This window comes from Candidatus Cryosericum hinesii (genome assembly GCF_003570985.1).
Lineage (GTDB): Bacteria > Caldisericota > Caldisericia > Cryosericales > Cryosericaceae > Cryosericum > Cryosericum hinesii.
In genome coordinates, this window is sequence record NZ_QXIW01000004.1 from 14,403 (window position 1) to 29,413 (window position 15,011).

Below are 15,011 nucleotides of genomic sequence, written 5' to 3' on the forward strand. Positions count from 1 at the left end.
ATCAGTGCGGCCGGAACAGCGCTGACCAGGACTCTGAAGCCTATGACAGCGGTCGGCGCCATCAGCGCGGGGTTTGCCACGGCTCTGTACCCGGTGATCGTCTGGACAAGCGAGATGGTACCGGCGGAGATTGCAACGCTCATGCGGATGATGAGTGCATTGACGCCGTAGTACATGCCTTCCCTCCGTGTGTGCGTCTTGAGGTAGTCCTCGTCACAGATGTCGGCGACCATGATGTCACCTACCAGAAGAAGAGCTCCCAGGCCGACACCTACGATGGCAAAACCGGTGATGGCCTGCGGCATCGTCCGGACCAGTCCCAGTGGAAGCAGTGTCAGACCAAACAGAACGCAGGCGATGATGGCCGTCGTGCGAACACCCCTGCGGACAACGACCTTCGACCAGAAGATTTGGGTGAGCATGGCGACGATGAAGATGGGCGCCATGATAAGACTGCTCTGGGCGTCCGAAATGCGCAGAACGTATTTGGCGAAGAAGGGTATCACCTGGGGTACCAGCACGATGACCGAGTTCACAAACAGGTTGAACATGACGAACGTCAGGAACGACCTGTTTGCCAGTGTGTTTCTGATGGCAGGTCCCAGTGGCAGAGGTTCACCGGGGGCATGTATATTCTCCTTTGAGCCTAACAGCGAGATGAAGATGGAGATGGCAGTGATTGCCCCAAAGATGATCCCCATGCCTCTCCACCCGAGCTTTGCGACGATCAACGGCGTCGCGGCCAGACCGGCCATCGCGCCCAGGATTCCGATTGCCTGGCGCCAGGCATTGACGGTGCTGCGATCGCTCGTGCTCGAGAATGTCTCGGGGTACAGGGACGTCCAGTTGATGATGACGATGGTATAGAATCCATCGAACGCAAAGATAACGGCGAGGTAGTACCAGAACAGTGCCGGCGTGAACATACCGGCCGGCGTGAGCAAACTGGCCGGTGGGACCCAGATGAGGTAGAAGGCCAGGGCCAGGGGTAGAGTCCCCAGGACGATGTACGGGATGCGCCGTCCCCACCGGGTATGTGTGCGGTCGGACCAGAATCCGAACAGCGGGTCGTTGATACAGTTCCAGATCGTGTAGATGAGCATGGCGGTCGCGAACAGCTGTTGTGGAAAACCCAGCTTGTCCACATAGAGATACAACGCCCAGGCCGTGAATGCATTTTCCGGCAGGCCTGCCCCCATCGAACCGAAGCTGTATGCAAGCTTTTTCCAGAAGTTCATGCTGCCTCCAACAAATTGCGGATGTGTGCGGCTACTTGAAGCTATCGAAGTATGGGGCTTCCTGCTCTTTGAACGCCAGGACGAGATCTCGTGCCACGGCCGGCGATGGTACCAGCGGATTGAGCGCCAGAGCCTCGATGAGAGCCCCGAGGTCGCGGTAGGCGACTGCGTCGACGAGGGACCTCTCGTACAGTTTCACCTGCTCGATAAGCAGTTGTGACTCCCTGTCGATGGGCCCGACTGCCAGCGGGCGGATGAGCCGTTCAGTGATCAGTGACGGGACCTCGACGACATCGTCGAGGGCAAGGCCTGCAATCGCCCCACGGTTCATGACATTGACGGGGACGACGGACTGACCCTTGCCTGCGAGGCCGAGAAGCACATCCATGGCAACAGCACTGTATCCTTCGCCACTCTTGAGGCTCATGGCGGTCCGATACTCCTCTGCGAGGTGACCGTCCTCGCGTTTGCCGAGATATGCCTGATATGTGGCCAGCGGGTCGCTGGTTGCCATGAGATCGGCTACAAGTTGTGCATTGAGGCGTTCTACTTCCTCGCCGCGAGTTTCCCCGGCAGCCTTGACAGCTGCGAGCGATTCGCGCTTGAACGCGTAGTACCAGATGTACCCGTTGGGTAGTTTGCCGAGGCGTTGGACGAATGCAGGTGAGAAGTGTGTCATCGCCTCGAAATTGGGCACATGGTCGATCATGGAAAGGATCTGGGGCAGCACGTCGTGCCCAAGAGCGTAGACGCTCTTGACGAAACCGCAGTGGTTCAGCCCGTAGTAGTCCAGGACCAGGTCTTCCGGTTGGACCTTGAGGAGATAGGCCAGCAGGATGCCGATGGAAGTTGGCGCATCACAGATGCCGACGACGTTGTGAAAGCCTGCATGGCTGACCATGGCCTGCGTGATGATCCCCGACGGATTCGTGAGGTTGATGAACCAGGCGTCGGGCGCAACCTCGCGCAGCTCGTTGAGCATGTCCAGCACGACGGGGATAGTGCGGACAGCCATGGCAAAGCCGCCTGCGCCGACCGTCTCCTGCCCCAGAACATCCATCGAGAGGGGGATGCGTTCGTCCAGCGTACGCATATGGTCGCCACCCACGCGTATGGCGGCGATGACGAAGGATGCTCCGGTCACGCACTCGCGGAACGTACTGGCGTGCGAGATCTCGACCGTGCTGTTTCTGCCCTTGACGATGGCCGATACGACCTTATCCATGGTGGCGAACCGTTCGTCGTCGGGATCGACCAGTGAGATCTCCGTGAGGCCGAGCCGTTCCTGAAGGTCAAGGAGAGCGCCCACGAGAATCGGGACTCTTGTCCCCCCTCCACCAATGATGCTGACTTTCATCGTTGCCTCCAGTCGGNNGGTCCTTCCCTTCAATGTTCTAGCGGGCCCTCTTCCTTTGTCAAGGAGAGGCTCCGGGTGGTCTACGCTGTTCGGGCGCGTTTGACAGGTTATCCATGACGGCTACGCTCAAAGATGTCAAGAGAGAAGGTGGACAGATGAACTCGGATAATCCAGTAACCAGCAGTCATCGTAAGGGAGCAGGTGCGACAGGAAGGCCGAAATGGTGGTTCAGGCGGGCGAGGACCGGNNGCCGACAACCTGACCATTGGCCAGGAAGTGCTGATGGTGATCGCCATCATCGTCAGCGGCGCTCTGATCTGGGCAGCGGTCCGTGCCCTCATTCTCCAGCAGAGGTTTCTTGCCCGGCAGGAGAGCATGGAAGCACTGGAGGAATCACGGGCGTTCGCCCGCATCCTGATGGACAACCTTCCAGCGGCCATCTGGCTCAAAACGCTCGATCACCGGTATCAGGCGGCGAACCTGATGTGGGCGCAGTACAACCCTGCCAGGCCGACGTGGAATGACAACTCGCTCAGCCATCTGCTGGGGCACACGGACCGGGAGCTGTACGAGCCCGAGCGGGCGACGGAGTTCGAGCAGACGGACAACACCGTTATTGCCACGGGACGCCGCTGGGAGCGTGACTACGACGAGATTCACGGCGACAGCCACATCAAGCTCCACGTGGTCAAGATGCCGGTCTTCGACATCCGTGGCTCTGTCGCCAGCGTGGTCGGCATCGGGTTTGACATCACCGAGATGCGCAGGAACGAACTGGAACTCAAGAAGAGTCGGGAGCAGTTGGATGCGTTCCTGAACAGGTCGTCCGAGCACATCTGCATGGTCAGTCTGGACAGGCATATCATCCTGGCGAATGCCCGCTTGTGCGAGTTCCTTGGCGTGCCTGCACCTTCGCTCGCCGGCCGGGACGTGGTCGATGTTATCGAGCCTGCTGATCGCAGTCGTGGCGTGGCGTTCTTTGACCGGCTGCTGCTCGGAGGACCCGAGTCACTTGAGGTTTTTGACGTCCAGAACGTCTCGGGTTCGGTCCGACAGGTTGAAGTCAGCGGTGCGCTGGTCAGGACGGAAGGGAGTCCTGACATGGTTGTGATCATTGGCCGGGATATCACTGGACGGAAGAGCTCTCACGTAGCGAACTGACCACCCGTCCTCTGGGTTATGCCAGAGCAGCCGCTATCCTGACCTCCCAGGGAGCCAGACTGTCCGTGGATGGCTGCTCCTCTGTGGTGAACAGGGAAATCTGGTCTGACGTGAAGCTGCCCCGTGGGATCGCGACGGTCTGGTCGGACAGGTTAATCGTAATCGTCAGGTGTTCTACTGAGGATCTGCGCGTGAAGCAGAGGCAGGTGTCCGACGGACCGGCAACGATTGACAGATCGCCTGCATTTAACGCGGAATGGTGCGACCTGAACCAGCTGAGCCGTCTCGTGAAGTTCAGCACCGACGTCGGGTCTGCCGACTCTGTACTGTACGACATGGCTGGTGCGCTGACGGGCAGCCACGGGGTTCCCGTGGTGAAGCCGCGGTCGGGTGTCGCATTCCACGGCATCGGCGTGCGTTCGCCGTCCCGGCCGACCGGCAAGGGCCAGTATTTCTTGCCCACAGGGTCCTGAAGGAGTCTCTTCGGGAGCGGCGTGTTTGCAAGCCCCAATTCCTCTCCATTGTAGAGGAACGGGGTCCCCTTGAGCGTAAGAAGGAGTCCTATCATGCTCTTCGTCATCGGCGGTGTGAGATGGTAGCGCGATACCGCACGCACGACGTCATGGTTGCTCAGGACCCAGGCGGGCCAGGCGCCCTCGGGCAGCAGGTCGAGGGTTTGCTGGATGATGTCGCGGAAGTCCTTCGCCCGGAAATGTCGAACGAAGAAGAAGAAATTGAACACCAGGTTCAGCTCACTGTTGCCATCCCCGTAATAGGACAGCACCTGACCCTGCGTGCGCTGTGCGATCTCACCCACCATCATGTGCCCGGGCTTCTCGTCAATGACGCCGCGCATTTCCCGCAGGGCGTCGTGCGTCTCCGGCTGATCCACGGTGTGGTCGTACACCTCGCGCGACATCGGGATGAACAGCGTCTTCGAAGGGTTGCCGGGCATGGGCTGAGCAATGACAAACTCGTGAGAGTTGCCCCGAAGCATGGCGTCCTTGACGTAGTAATTGGCGACGTCGAGACGGAAGCCGTCGACACCCCGGTCCATCCAGAACCGCATGATGTCGTGGATCTCTTCACGAAGCCGGGGGTTGCGCCAGTTCAGGTCCGCCTGTTCCTTGAGGAAGCTGTGCAGGTAAAACTCATAGGTCTGTTCGTTCCATTCCCAGGCCGAGCCTCCGAATGTCGAGCCCCAGTTGTTGGGGGGTCTGCCATTGGCTCCATCGCTCCAGAGGTAGTAGTCGTGGAATGGGTTCTCGCGGGACGTGCGTGCCTGTTTGAACCAGGTGTGCTCGGTCGAACTGTGATTGACGACAAGGTCCATGATGAGGTGAAGACCCCGTGCACAGGCACCGGCCACGAGGCGGTCGAAGTCTTCCATCGTACCATACATGGGGTCAATCGAGCGGTAGTCGCTGATGTCGTATCCGAAATCGCGGTTGGGCGACGGGTAGACGGGCGACAACCACAGGCCCTCGATGCCAAGGGAAGAGGGCGTACCGTCCCGCAGGACGTCCAGCTTGCTGGTCAGACCAGGAAGGTCTCCGATGCCATCGCCGTTGCTGTCCATGAAACTGCGGACATAGCAGTGATAAATGACGCCCCGTTTCCACCAGGGTTGGCTCTGAGCGTCAGTCGCAATCATATTGGTTTTCTGGTGTCACACGGGTGGTGCGACTGAAGCGGGAGGATCGAGAGGCGGCACCGAGAACATCGGAGGCCTCACCTCCTGCCCGAGGCGTGCCTGATACAGCGTAAAACCCGTGTCCGAGAGGAAGGGTTGCCGCAGGACTCCGTTCATGTGGTCAGCCATGCCAGGGGCCATCAGGCCGTGCGACAGCCGAAAGAAGGCTTCCAGAACTTGGAACGACATTTTGGACAGTGCTTCCAGGGGCTGATTGCGGTGGATGATCTCGCCCAGCTCCGATTGGGCCAGACCATCGATGCCGTACTTGCGGACGTATTCGATGACATTCCCGATCTCGACGCCATAGCCGGTCATGAAGTGCAGCTCGCGCAGGATGCCGGCACGTGCTGCGATGGTTCCCGCAAGTGGCTGGAACAGCCCTCCGAGTTCCGGATACCAGAGGTTCAGCAGGGGGCGTGCGGTAAGCTCCGTGACACGGCCGCCGCCCACTTCCACGAACTCGTTGACGACACGCACGGGTCTGCGGTAGAAACCCTTGATGAAGTTCAGGCGCTCGTCCAGAAGAAGAGGGCCGACAAGTCCGGAGACAAATGACGGGTTGGGATTGGACAGGTCGGTGTCGACGAAGACGAGAATGTCTCCTTTTGCGACGAACAGTGCTTTCCACATCGCCTCGCCCTTGCCGGCATAGGTTCCGAGGTCCGGGCGTACCTGCTGGTGGATATAGACGGGGATGCCGCGTGCGGTCGCTATGGCACGTGTGTTGTCGCCACTGTCGCTGTCCATGAGGATGATCTCGTCGAGTAGCGGCCGTTCGTCCATCAGGGGGCCCTTGAAGGCGTCGATGACCTGCCCAACCGTTTTTTCCTCATTGAGCGCCGGCAGGATGAGAGAGATCGATACATGCCGGTCACGCTTGGCCTGGAGGAGCCGGTCGATGTCCGCAAATTCGTCCTGGGAGAACGTGTTCTTGAGGATCCAGGGCTCGATGGCTTTCGTCGTGTCTGATAACTGCTCAACCTCTGCACCGCGCGCGTAGACGAATACGGCGGTCGCGCGGAGCAGTCCTGCTATGACCTGCGCAAGCAGGTGCTCGGTTACCGAGCGCTTTCTCGGGTGCTGTGGCAGTCCAAGGACGAGCAGGCCGTACTGACGCGAACAGTGTTCAATGGCGGATTCCACGGTGTCCTCGGCCTGTTCGATGGCGAGACGGGCCTGTGGCAGTTCAGCCTTCACCTTACCATACGCCTCGAGGACGCTATCATCGACGGTCGCAGACTCGCCTGCATGAGTGACGTGGACAAAGCTCGCCGTGTCCACGACTCCGGCCTCGGTAAGCCGGCGCACCACCGTCCCGGCAAGGGCGGCATTGGAGTCGCCGCGGGCGAAGATGGCCGCCGCCCTGGAAGGGTTCTGATGGAGCTTGTAACCGATGACCTGCGAGCTCGAACTACAGGCGGACTCGAGCAGGCCGGCGTTCTCGTGATGCACGAGGTCGAGGTCGATCACGAGTGCCCGGGAAGGATCTCCCGACGTTGCCAGGCGGATTGCCTCGTCGATCTCGACGATCTGGAAGGGTATCGATTCGGCCCCAAGTGCCTTGCGAGCCGCTGCTACCAGACGGTGGACACGGCCGATTTCCTCATCCGGTGTTTTGGGAAGGACAAGGACAACATCTCCGGCAGCGCCAGCCGAGCGAGCAAATGCGACCTTGGCCATGAGCCGCTTCGGTGCTGTGAGTTCAATAAAGTGTTGTGTCAATTTCCAACTCCCTCTCCGTAGAATGTACCCTGTTTCCAAGAGTATAGCAGAAGCACGGCTTCTGTCACTTCCAGACTGTATTGGGAAGGCTGCCGGCGTGCTCACTGTCTCTTTTGACTTGCAGATTGCCAATGTTATACTAAAAAGCTCAGTCCACCTGGCCAAGTCGTTACGGACTTGAAACTACGGTCTAGAGGTGTTTGGGGCATGGACAACAAACTTACGCCGGCAAGACGAAAACAGGTTATCCGCGACAACGTCGCTGGCTGGCTCTTTACTCTCCCCTCGACACTCGTTCTTTTTGTCTTCACCTTCCTTCCGGCGTTCATCGTCGTTGGCCTCAGCTTGTTCGACACGAACCTTGTCGGCCAGAGCATCTTCGTGGGACCTGGCAATTTCAGGCAGATGCTCACCTCAGGTGATTTCTGGGGTTCGGTGTTGAGGACACTCTATTTCACGGTAGGTAGTGTCCCGATTGCGGTCGCCGTTTCACTGCTGATCGCCGTGCTCCTCAACGCGAAAGTCCGGGGACGGACATTCTGGCGCATGGGGTTCTTCATCCCCTACATTACGCCGCTGGTCGCCACGTCCATCATCTGGCTCTACATTTTCAACCCCGACTACGGCATGCTCAACGCGACACTGCGCTTCGTGGGTCTGCCAGTCAGCAGGTGGCTGACGGACACGGCGTCGGCGATGCCCGCGATGATCCTTTACTCGACGTGGCATGACATTGGGTTTGCGGTCATCATCTTCATGGCTGCCCTGTCCAAGGTACCGACCGAGCTCCTCGAGGCTGCACAGATCGACGGAGCCAGCGGATGGAGGACCTTCTGGCATGTCACGTGGCCCATGATCTCCCCTTCCACCTACTTCGTCGTGATCATCTATACGATCAGCGCGTTCAAGATGTTTACGCAGGTGGCTGTCCTGACGCAAGGGGGACCAGTCGATTCAACGACAACGACAGGCTACTACCTTTATCAGCAAGCTTTTGGGCAGATGCATTTCGGCTACGCCAGCGCAGTTTCCATAGGGCTGTTTGCCATCATTTTCCTCTTGACGATGCTCCAGCGTAAGGTGACCGGACGCAAGGTCTTCTACGGATGATGGTGTGACATGACGACGATGCGACAGTCCATCTTCTGGAACAGGGTCACCAGAGTTCTCCTCTATCTTGCCATAGCAGGACTCTTTATTCTGGTCGTGTTCCCGTTCTACTGGATGATTGTCACGTCACTGCAGCCTCAGGACGCCGTCTTTAACGTTCCACCCCAGTTCTGGCCCAGGCACGCGACGTTCCAGAACTACATCGACGCCTGGAACTCCGCGCCATGGCTGCGCTACTTCGGCAATACGCTCTTCGTGGCAGTCGCTGCGACATTGATTTCCCTGGTGACGTCGTCCCTCGCCGCCTTTGCTTTTGCCTGCATCGACTTCAGGGGGAAAGAGGTGCTGTTCAACCTCGTCCTCAGCGTCATGATGATCCCCGCGGCGACGACGCTGATCCCGAACTTCCTCATCATCCGGACACTCGGATGGTATGACAAGTTCTATGCGCTGATTATCCCCTTCGCAGCGAGCGTATTCGGCATCTTCCTGTTGCGGCAATACTTCATGTCGATGCCCAAGGAGCTCTGGGAGGCGGCACAGATCGACGGCGCATCGCGCCTGCGCTATTTCCGGAGCATCGCCTTGCCGCTCGCGAAGCCCGCGATCGTGACGATCGCCATCAATTCGTTCCTTGGTTCGTGGACATCATTCCTGTGGCCCACGGTCATGACCCAGTCGCAAAACAAGCAGCTGATCGAGGTTGCTCTGAACGCTTTCCTGGGCGAGAAAGGGCAGCAGTGGTCTCAGCTGGCTGCAGCATCGGTTTTCACGACGATCCCCATCGTCATCCTGTTCTTCTTTGTGCAGAGGCAGTTTATTGAGGGCATTGGCGGGGGCGGTATCAAGGGGTAGCCGTCTTAATGGAGTTGAACGTCACCATCCGATTTTCCAGGGGAGGAAGTATGCTCAACGCACGTAAGTTGCTGGCTACTGTATTGGCGTTGCTTGTAGCATTCACTTCGGTGCTCGCTGCTGTTCCGAGTGCCAAGGCTGAGTCGATAACAACGATCGTGGTTTACATCGGTAAGAACACGGGTACTGTCAACGGAAAGACCACAACGCTCGAGCAGGGCGCTGTGATCAAGAACGGCCGCACACTGGTTCCACTGCGCTTCATCACTGAGGCTATGGGAGCCACGCTAGTGTGGGACGCTGTGACCAGGACCGCCAACATCACGCTGGCGGGCAACAAGATTGCCCTGACGATTGACAAGACGGTCGCCAAGGTCAATGACTACGACGTCACGCTGGATGCTCCTGCTGCGATCATCAATAGCAAGACCGTCGTCCCAATGCGTTTCGTTGCCGAGTCCATGGGTGCAACCACTGCATGGAATGCTGCGCTCAAGCAAGTCACCGTCCAGTTCTCGATGGATTGGCTGAAGAACAAAGCAATCGTCCCGTTCTGGGAAGCCATGGCTGCAGCACTCGGCAAGTCCCTCACCGGGCTGACCACAGAGTTCAACGCGACACATCCGAGCATGGAGGTTCAGCTGGTTCAGATGGCCGACTACACCACGCTGCAGACGAAGACCATCGGTTCCATTGCGGCAAAGGATCCGCCCCTTATCGCACAGGCGTATGAGAACTGGGCCGCTCAGTATGCCACCGGGTTCTATCTCAGCACGTTCGACAGCTACATCAACGGTGCCAATGGTCTGTCGAAGACAGACATCGCTGACTTCTTCCCCAAGATGTGGGATTCGTCGAAACTCGCCGACGGCAAGCGCTATATGATGCCGTTCAACAAGTCCAACGTAGTGCTCTACTATAACAAAGACATGTTCAAAGCTGCCGGCATCACACATGCGCCGGCGACGTGGCAGGAGTTTGCCGACGACTGTGTCAAGCTCACCAAGACTGACGACAAGGGCAACCAGACACAGTGGGGCGCTTCGCACACGCCATCCGTCGATCTCTGGTACGGGCTGGTCTATGCATACGGCGGCAAAGTCCTGAGCGACACGTATGACAACGTCCTGTTTGGCAACAGCAGCGCTGCCAAGACTGCAACACAGCTGTTCGCCGACCTGTATGCCAAGAAATTCATGCACTACACGACAGCTTATGGCGACCAGACTGATATTGGTAACGGCAAGGCTGGCATGACATTTGGCTCCGTGGCGGGTCGCACGTACTACGAACAGGCTGTCGGGGACAAGTTTGAGCTGGGCGAAGCACCTCTGCCCGCCGGACCTGCAGGCCAGGCCGCAGCACTCTACGGCACCAACATTGTCATGTTCGGCAATGCTCCCAAGTACACGCAGCGCCAGAAAGATGCTGCATGGGCGTTCATCAAGTGGTTTACCTCGGCTCATACGCAGGCCGTCTGGGCAGCACAGACCGGCTATATGCCGGCTCGCCAGAGTTCCCTCAAGGATCCAGTCCTCATCGCAGCGTACGCAGCCAAGCCCGAGACCAAAGCGGGCCTGGAACAGCTGGACGGAGCAGTTCTCGAACCGCCGACTGGTGGATGGAACGATGCGCGCAACAAGATCACCGCAGATCTGCAGAGTATCTACCTCGGCAAGGTGACAGTTGCTGCCGGTCTCGCGAAGATGGCCCAGGACGTTCAGGCGGTCATCCAACCGTAACGTCGAAAGGTTTATTGCTCCATAGAAACGAAAGAGGGGGCGCAGCATGCTGCGCCCCCTCCTGTTTATGATCACACCATCGTTAGTATCAGGGCACAGGCAATTGTTGCATGCTACTTGCCGATACAGAAGGTGCTGAAGACGGTTGCGAGGATCTCATCGGGGGTGATGTGTTCACCCAGAAGTCGTTGCATCGCTTCACGGGCTTCGCCGAGAAGATACGCGAGGACATCGGAAGAAGCCGTCGCGCTTGAGTTCATGAAATCGCCCAGCGCACGGTCGGCGATCGTGAGTTCTGCAGCTTGTCGATGCGTCACCATCTGCCTGGTTGCGACCGTCCCGGCAGCTGTCTCGACGAGCTTCGTCAGGCGAACGGTAAGTGCGTCGAGTTCGGTCCCTTCCGTGGCGGAGATACCCAGCACTGGTTCGCCGACTTCTGCCTCGAGACCCACGGGGACGGGTCCGGCATCGATCTTGTTCACGGCCACGAGATGGGGTAATGAACGGGCGCGATCGAGAAGGTCACGTTCGTATGGCTGGAGTCCTGTTTCGGCATCGAGGACGATCAGGACGATGTCCGCGCGATCGATGGATTGGCGCGCCCGTTCACCTGCCAGACTGTCGAGGATGTCGGCAGGGGTTGTACCTATGCCGGCCGTGTCGACCAAGGTAACCCGGTGTCTTCCCAGGAGGATCTCTTCCGCTACCGAGTCACGGGTCGTTCCGGGGATGTCCGACACGATGACTCTGGGATACTTGAGCAGGGCGTTCATCAGAGAGGACTTGCCGACGTTGGGCGCACCGGCGATGACGACTGTGACGCCGTGATGCAACTGCGCGGTTGCCTGCGCGTCTGCGAGGAGCTTCTGGATGTCTGCGTGTGCCCCTGCTGCAAGACTTGTGGCTCCACGCAGTGCGTCTCCCTCGTCCTCCTCCGTGAACTGGTCGGGAAAGTCGACCGGCCCCTCGATGGATGCAAGGGATTTCGTGATCAGGCTCAGGACCCCGCGAAAAGGCTGAGACGTATTCGTGAACAGCGATTTCCTGGCCAGGGAGAGTTCTTCGTCGGACCCTGCATCCACGAGATCGCGCACCGCTTCAGCCTTCAGGAGGGACAGCTTGCCTGCCAGCAATGCCCTGAACGTGAACTCCCCCGGACGGGCAGGCTCTGCCCCAAGTTCTATGCAGGCCCCGAGAACGCTGTCCAGCAGAAGAGGGCTTCCGTGCAGCTGCAGTTCGACGGTATCCTCGCCTGTATACGAACGAGGGCCGCGCATCGGCAGGACGATCCCCTGGTCCAGAACTTCTCCGCTCGTCGGGCGACAGATGCGTCGCAGGTTGGCCATACGGTCCACAAGCGTGGGCTGGCCCGGGGTCAGCTGCTCCACGATTGTCCAGGAGTCCGGGCCGCTGAGTCGTATGATACCGATGCCGCTACTGCCACGGGCGGTGGCAAGAGCGGCAATGGTGGAAACGTGCGGCATGCGCCGCTCCTGTTACCTCGTGAGTTCGACGATGACCCTGCGCTGTGGGTCACGGCCTTCGCTGTGCGTCGTGATACCCGGGTAGTCCTTGAGGGTCACATGGATGATGCGTCGCGCCTTGGCGCTCATGGGCTGGAGCATGACCGCCTGTTTCTCACGCTTGACGCGTAGAGCGGCGTCGATGGCCATGCGCTTCAGCATCTCGCGCTGGCGCATGACGTACCCGTCGACGTCAACGGTGACGATGCCGGGGGCACCCTCGCGGTCCTTGTGTGCTACGACGTTTACGATGTGCTGCAGGGCGGACAGGCATGTTTGGTCCCTGGTGAGGAATGTGCCGTTTCCGGTGAGCCCGGTGATGTTGATATACGGGTCGCCGTCTGTATATGCTACCTGAATCTCAGGGTTCTCGTCAAGTGCCTTGAAGAAATCGACAAGGAACTCTGTGACCAGTTGCTCAGCGTGTTTGGAAAGTCTCATGGTAGTGCCTCCTACTTCTTTGTCGACTTCTTGACGACAGGTTCCAGAGCGGGCATGTCTTTGGTGAGGCGCCTGATGACCAGGTACTGCTGTCCTGCCGAGAACAGGGAGAAGAGCGCCCAGTACAGCGCCAGGGCGATACTGAAACCGTATGCCCAATAGCCGAGCAGCAGTGGCATGAAGTACGTCAGCATTGCTGTCTGAGACCGATCCTGTCCCGGGATGAAGGAAGTGATGGACTGCACGTAGGTCGAAGCCGCAACGATGACGGGCATGATGAACCTGGTGGCCAGTGGAAGCGCGCTCGAAGCCATGGACAGGGCAGGTGCCCAAAGGAATGGTGCGTTGTTGAAGGGCGAGTAATTATTGATGGCCGTGAACAGGGCCAGGAAAACGGGCCACTGCACCAGTAGAGGCAGGCACCCGCTGAACAGGTTGACGTTATTGTCCTTGTACAACTGCATCGTCTCCTGATTCAGTTTCGTGGCGTCATCCTTGCTCGGATACTTTGCCTTGAGTTTGGCGAGCTGCGGCTGCAGCTTCTGCATGTCGACCGTCGACTTGAACTGCATGCGAGTAAGCGGCTCAGTGAGGAGCTTGAGGCCCAGCGTGAGCAGGATGATGGCCAAGGCATAACTGTGGACAAGATCGTTCAGTTGTGCGATGATCCAGCGGATTCCGGCGGACAGGAAGTTGATGCTGCCGATTCTAACGATGCCGACATTCGGGATGATCTTGGTGACTGCAACGCCGTCGCCATCCTTGTAGGAGACGCTGACATTAACTGCGTAGGACTTGATGGCGGCCGGAGTCTTTTGCTGCAGGAGCAGCTTCACCTGTATGCTCTTGCCGGGCATGAGGGGGGCAGTCAGTGCAACGGAGGCGTCGGGAGTCTGCCAGAGGGCGAAGGGAGCAATGCCCGGATTGCCATCGATGGAGACAATCTGAACCTTCACGTCACTCACAAACTTGGTCATGTTGTTCTTGATGGTAATGTTGATTCCGACGTTCTCCAATGGGCGTGCCACTGCCGCGAGACCAATGCCCACAGGGTCGGAGCTCGCGACGGGCGCGGCGGCTCCGACGCAGCCGGCTAGCGTCAGGGCGCCAAGGAGCAGGGTGACGACGAGCAACAGTCTGTACGTGTTCTTACGGGAGCTTTTCTGAATCAATGGAAACCTCCAGGGTGTGAGTTGAATGCGCGCAGTCGCGATGCAGGTCGGGTACAGGGTCGAACCCTCCCCGATGATATGGATGACACCGAAGAATACGCTTGAGGCCGAGCCATAGCCCGGTTAGGACACCATATCGCTCGACAGCCTCGAGCGTATACTCCGAACACGTTGGATAGTAGATGCAGGTCGCGCCCTTGAGTGGAGAGAGGAATCGACGATAGAAGCGCAGCAGAAATGTAACGACCTTCTTCATCGCTGGTGGTACTGGGCCGTAAGTCGTGCCAGCTCACGCCGGACATCGTCGACGGAAGAGACGACAATGGGCTTGCGAGCCACCAGGACATAGGCAAAGTCGGGCATGAGGCTGGGCGAGACAGAGCGGAACGCTTCTTTCATGAGACGTCTGGCACGGTTGCGCTCAACGGATTCTCCTACCTTGCGGGAAGCAGTGAAACCCACCACATGCATAAAGGCGGGAGATACAAAAACCACGATCAACGCACCATGATAGGCCTTCGAGTTGTCGAAGGCCTTCTTGTATACGCTGCCTGGGATTCGTTTCCACAGTCTTGCCAACTGCTACTGCACCAACAGGTCAACCATCCGCGGAGCGGACGGACGCCTATGCGACGATGAGCTTCTTACGCCCTTTGAGTCTCCTGCGGGCGAGAACATTCCGTCCACCATGGCTCCTCATGCGGCTCAGGAAGCCAAGGGTGCGATTGCGCTTGCGGTTCTTAGGTGAGTAAGTAGTTCTCATTGTTCGATACCTCCACTGATGAAACTCTTTTATATCATAGAGGAAAGAGCGTGGTTGTCAAAGCGACCGCGCATTATAAGCGGCACAGAGCTTCATCTGTCTACAAGCGGGTTCGCAATGACATGCCCGGCAGGAATATGGGCTGGTCCGGGCATTATCAGCGGCGTGAGCGATTCATGAAGAAACAGGGCCGGTCGAGTATCAGCCCGCCTCCGATCTCCAGAGTGCTTT

Annotated in this window: 14 protein-coding genes; 4 read left to right on the forward strand and 10 right to left on the reverse strand. The window is 58.6% G+C overall.

Annotated elements, in window-relative coordinates; genetic code table 11:
• Positions 1 to 1,238, reverse strand: a 1,238-nt coding sequence (locus SMC3_RS09315) for an MFS transporter (RefSeq protein WP_119089719.1), incomplete at its 3' end; no start/stop codon positions are given.
• Between the two features lie 31 nt (positions 1,239 to 1,269).
• Positions 1,270 to 2,595, reverse strand: coding sequence for a hypothetical protein (locus SMC3_RS00815; protein WP_119086775.1), 1,326 nt, complete (start codon positions 2,593 to 2,595; stop codon positions 1,270 to 1,272).
• A gap of 282 nt (positions 2,596 to 2,877) precedes the next feature.
• Here SMC3_RS00815 and SMC3_RS00820 point away from each other — a divergent pair, with 282 nt between their 5' ends.
• Positions 2,878 to 3,756 (forward strand): PAS domain-containing protein, encoded by an 879-nt coding sequence (locus SMC3_RS00820; protein ID WP_119089720.1) that lies wholly within the window; start codon positions 2,878 to 2,880, stop codon positions 3,754 to 3,756.
• A gap of 16 nt (positions 3,757 to 3,772) precedes the next feature.
• Here the strand turns inward: SMC3_RS00820 and SMC3_RS00825 are convergent, their stop codons facing one another.
• Positions 3,773 to 5,410: an alpha-glucosidase gene (locus SMC3_RS00825; protein WP_119086777.1), complete on the reverse strand. Its 1,638-nt coding sequence runs from the start codon at positions 5,408 to 5,410 to the stop codon at positions 3,773 to 3,775.
• Between the two features lie 15 nt (positions 5,411 to 5,425).
• Positions 5,426 to 7,174 carry a glucosyl-3-phosphoglycerate synthase gene (locus tag SMC3_RS00830; protein ID WP_119086778.1) on the reverse strand — a complete coding sequence of 583 codons (1,749 nt, stop codon included), beginning with the start codon at positions 7,172 to 7,174 and terminating at the stop codon, positions 5,426 to 5,428.
• Between the two features lie 207 nt (positions 7,175 to 7,381).
• Between SMC3_RS00830 and SMC3_RS00835 the strand changes: the two genes are divergently transcribed.
• The 3 genes from SMC3_RS00835 to SMC3_RS00845 are packed head-to-tail and all read left to right on the forward strand — an operon-like array spanning position 7,382 to position 10,881.
• Positions 7,382 to 8,284 (forward strand): carbohydrate ABC transporter permease, encoded by a 903-nt coding sequence (locus SMC3_RS00835; RefSeq protein ID WP_119086779.1) that lies wholly within the window; start codon positions 7,382 to 7,384, stop codon positions 8,282 to 8,284.
• Positions 8,285 to 8,293: 9 nt separating this feature from the next.
• Positions 8,294 to 9,139 (forward strand): carbohydrate ABC transporter permease, encoded by an 846-nt coding sequence (locus tag SMC3_RS00840; RefSeq protein WP_119086780.1) that lies wholly within the window; start codon positions 8,294 to 8,296, stop codon positions 9,137 to 9,139.
• Between the two features lie 50 nt (positions 9,140 to 9,189).
• Entirely contained in the window at positions 9,190 to 10,881 is a 1,692-nt protein-coding gene (locus SMC3_RS00845; RefSeq protein ID WP_119086781.1) for an extracellular solute-binding protein, read from the forward strand.
• Positions 10,882 to 10,994: 113 nt separating this feature from the next.
• On the opposite strand, the gene mnmE is transcribed toward SMC3_RS00845, so the two are convergent.
• The 6 genes from mnmE to rpmH are packed head-to-tail and all read right to left on the reverse strand — an operon-like array spanning position 10,995 to position 14,780.
• Entirely contained in the window at positions 10,995 to 12,365 is a 1,371-nt protein-coding gene (gene mnmE, locus SMC3_RS00850; protein WP_119086782.1) for a tRNA uridine-5-carboxymethylaminomethyl(34) synthesis GTPase MnmE, read from the reverse strand.
• A 12-nt stretch (positions 12,366 to 12,377) separates the two neighbouring features.
• Entirely contained in the window at positions 12,378 to 12,845 is a 468-nt protein-coding gene (locus SMC3_RS00855; RefSeq protein WP_119086783.1) for a protein jag, read from the reverse strand.
• 11 nt (positions 12,846 to 12,856) lie between these two features.
• Positions 12,857 to 14,017: a YidC/Oxa1 family membrane protein insertase gene (gene yidC / locus SMC3_RS00860; RefSeq protein ID WP_119086784.1), complete on the reverse strand. Its 1,161-nt coding sequence runs from the start codon at positions 14,015 to 14,017 to the stop codon at positions 12,857 to 12,859.
• Complete coding sequence (yidD, locus tag SMC3_RS00865; protein ID WP_119086785.1) at positions 13,995 to 14,273, reverse strand: membrane protein insertion efficiency factor YidD; 279 nt, start codon at positions 14,271 to 14,273, stop codon at positions 13,995 to 13,997. The genes yidC and yidD overlap by 23 nt, the downstream gene beginning before the upstream one ends.
• On the reverse strand, positions 14,270 to 14,596 hold the full coding sequence (gene rnpA / locus SMC3_RS00870; RefSeq protein WP_119086786.1) for a ribonuclease P protein component: 327 nt from the start codon (positions 14,594 to 14,596) through the stop codon (positions 14,270 to 14,272). Before rnpA ends, yidD begins: the two co-directional genes overlap by 4 nt.
• A 46-nt stretch (positions 14,597 to 14,642) precedes the next feature.
• The gene (gene rpmH, locus SMC3_RS00875) at positions 14,643 to 14,780 is read right to left on the reverse strand and encodes a 50S ribosomal protein L34 (protein WP_119086787.1); all 138 of its coding nucleotides are present in this window, start codon (positions 14,778 to 14,780) and stop codon (positions 14,643 to 14,645) included.
• Between the last annotated feature and the right edge of the window lie 231 nt (positions 14,781 to 15,011).

Coding starts and splice junctions, on each gene's coding strand:
- mnmE (WP_119086782.1), bottom strand. CDS start 12,365: ATGCCGCACGTTTCCACCATTGCCGCTCTTGCCACCGCCCGTGGCAGT.
- yidD (WP_119086785.1), bottom strand. CDS start 14,273: ATGAAGAAGGTCGTTACATTTCTGCTGCGCTTCTATCGTCGATTCCTC.
- SMC3_RS00825 (WP_119086777.1), bottom strand. CDS start 5,410: ATGATTGCGACTGACGCTCAGAGCCAACCCTGGTGGAAACGGGGCGTC.
- SMC3_RS00815 (WP_119086775.1), bottom strand. CDS start 2,595: ATGAAAGTCAGCATCATTGGTGGAGGGGGGACAAGAGTCCCGATTCTC.
- rpmH (WP_119086787.1), bottom strand. CDS start 14,780: ATGAGAACTACTTACTCACCTAAGAACCGCAAGCGCAATCGCACCCTT.
- SMC3_RS00855 (WP_119086783.1), bottom strand. CDS start 12,845: ATGAGACTTTCCAAACACGCTGAGCAACTGGTCACAGAGTTCCTTGTC.
- SMC3_RS00840 (WP_119086780.1), top strand. CDS start 8,294: ATGACGACGATGCGACAGTCCATCTTCTGGAACAGGGTCACCAGAGTT.
- SMC3_RS00845 (WP_119086781.1), top strand. CDS start 9,190: ATGCTCAACGCACGTAAGTTGCTGGCTACTGTATTGGCGTTGCTTGTA.
- SMC3_RS00835 (WP_119086779.1), top strand. CDS start 7,382: ATGGACAACAAACTTACGCCGGCAAGACGAAAACAGGTTATCCGCGAC.
- SMC3_RS00820 (WP_119089720.1), top strand. CDS start 2,878: ATGGTGATCGCCATCATCGTCAGCGGCGCTCTGATCTGGGCAGCGGTC.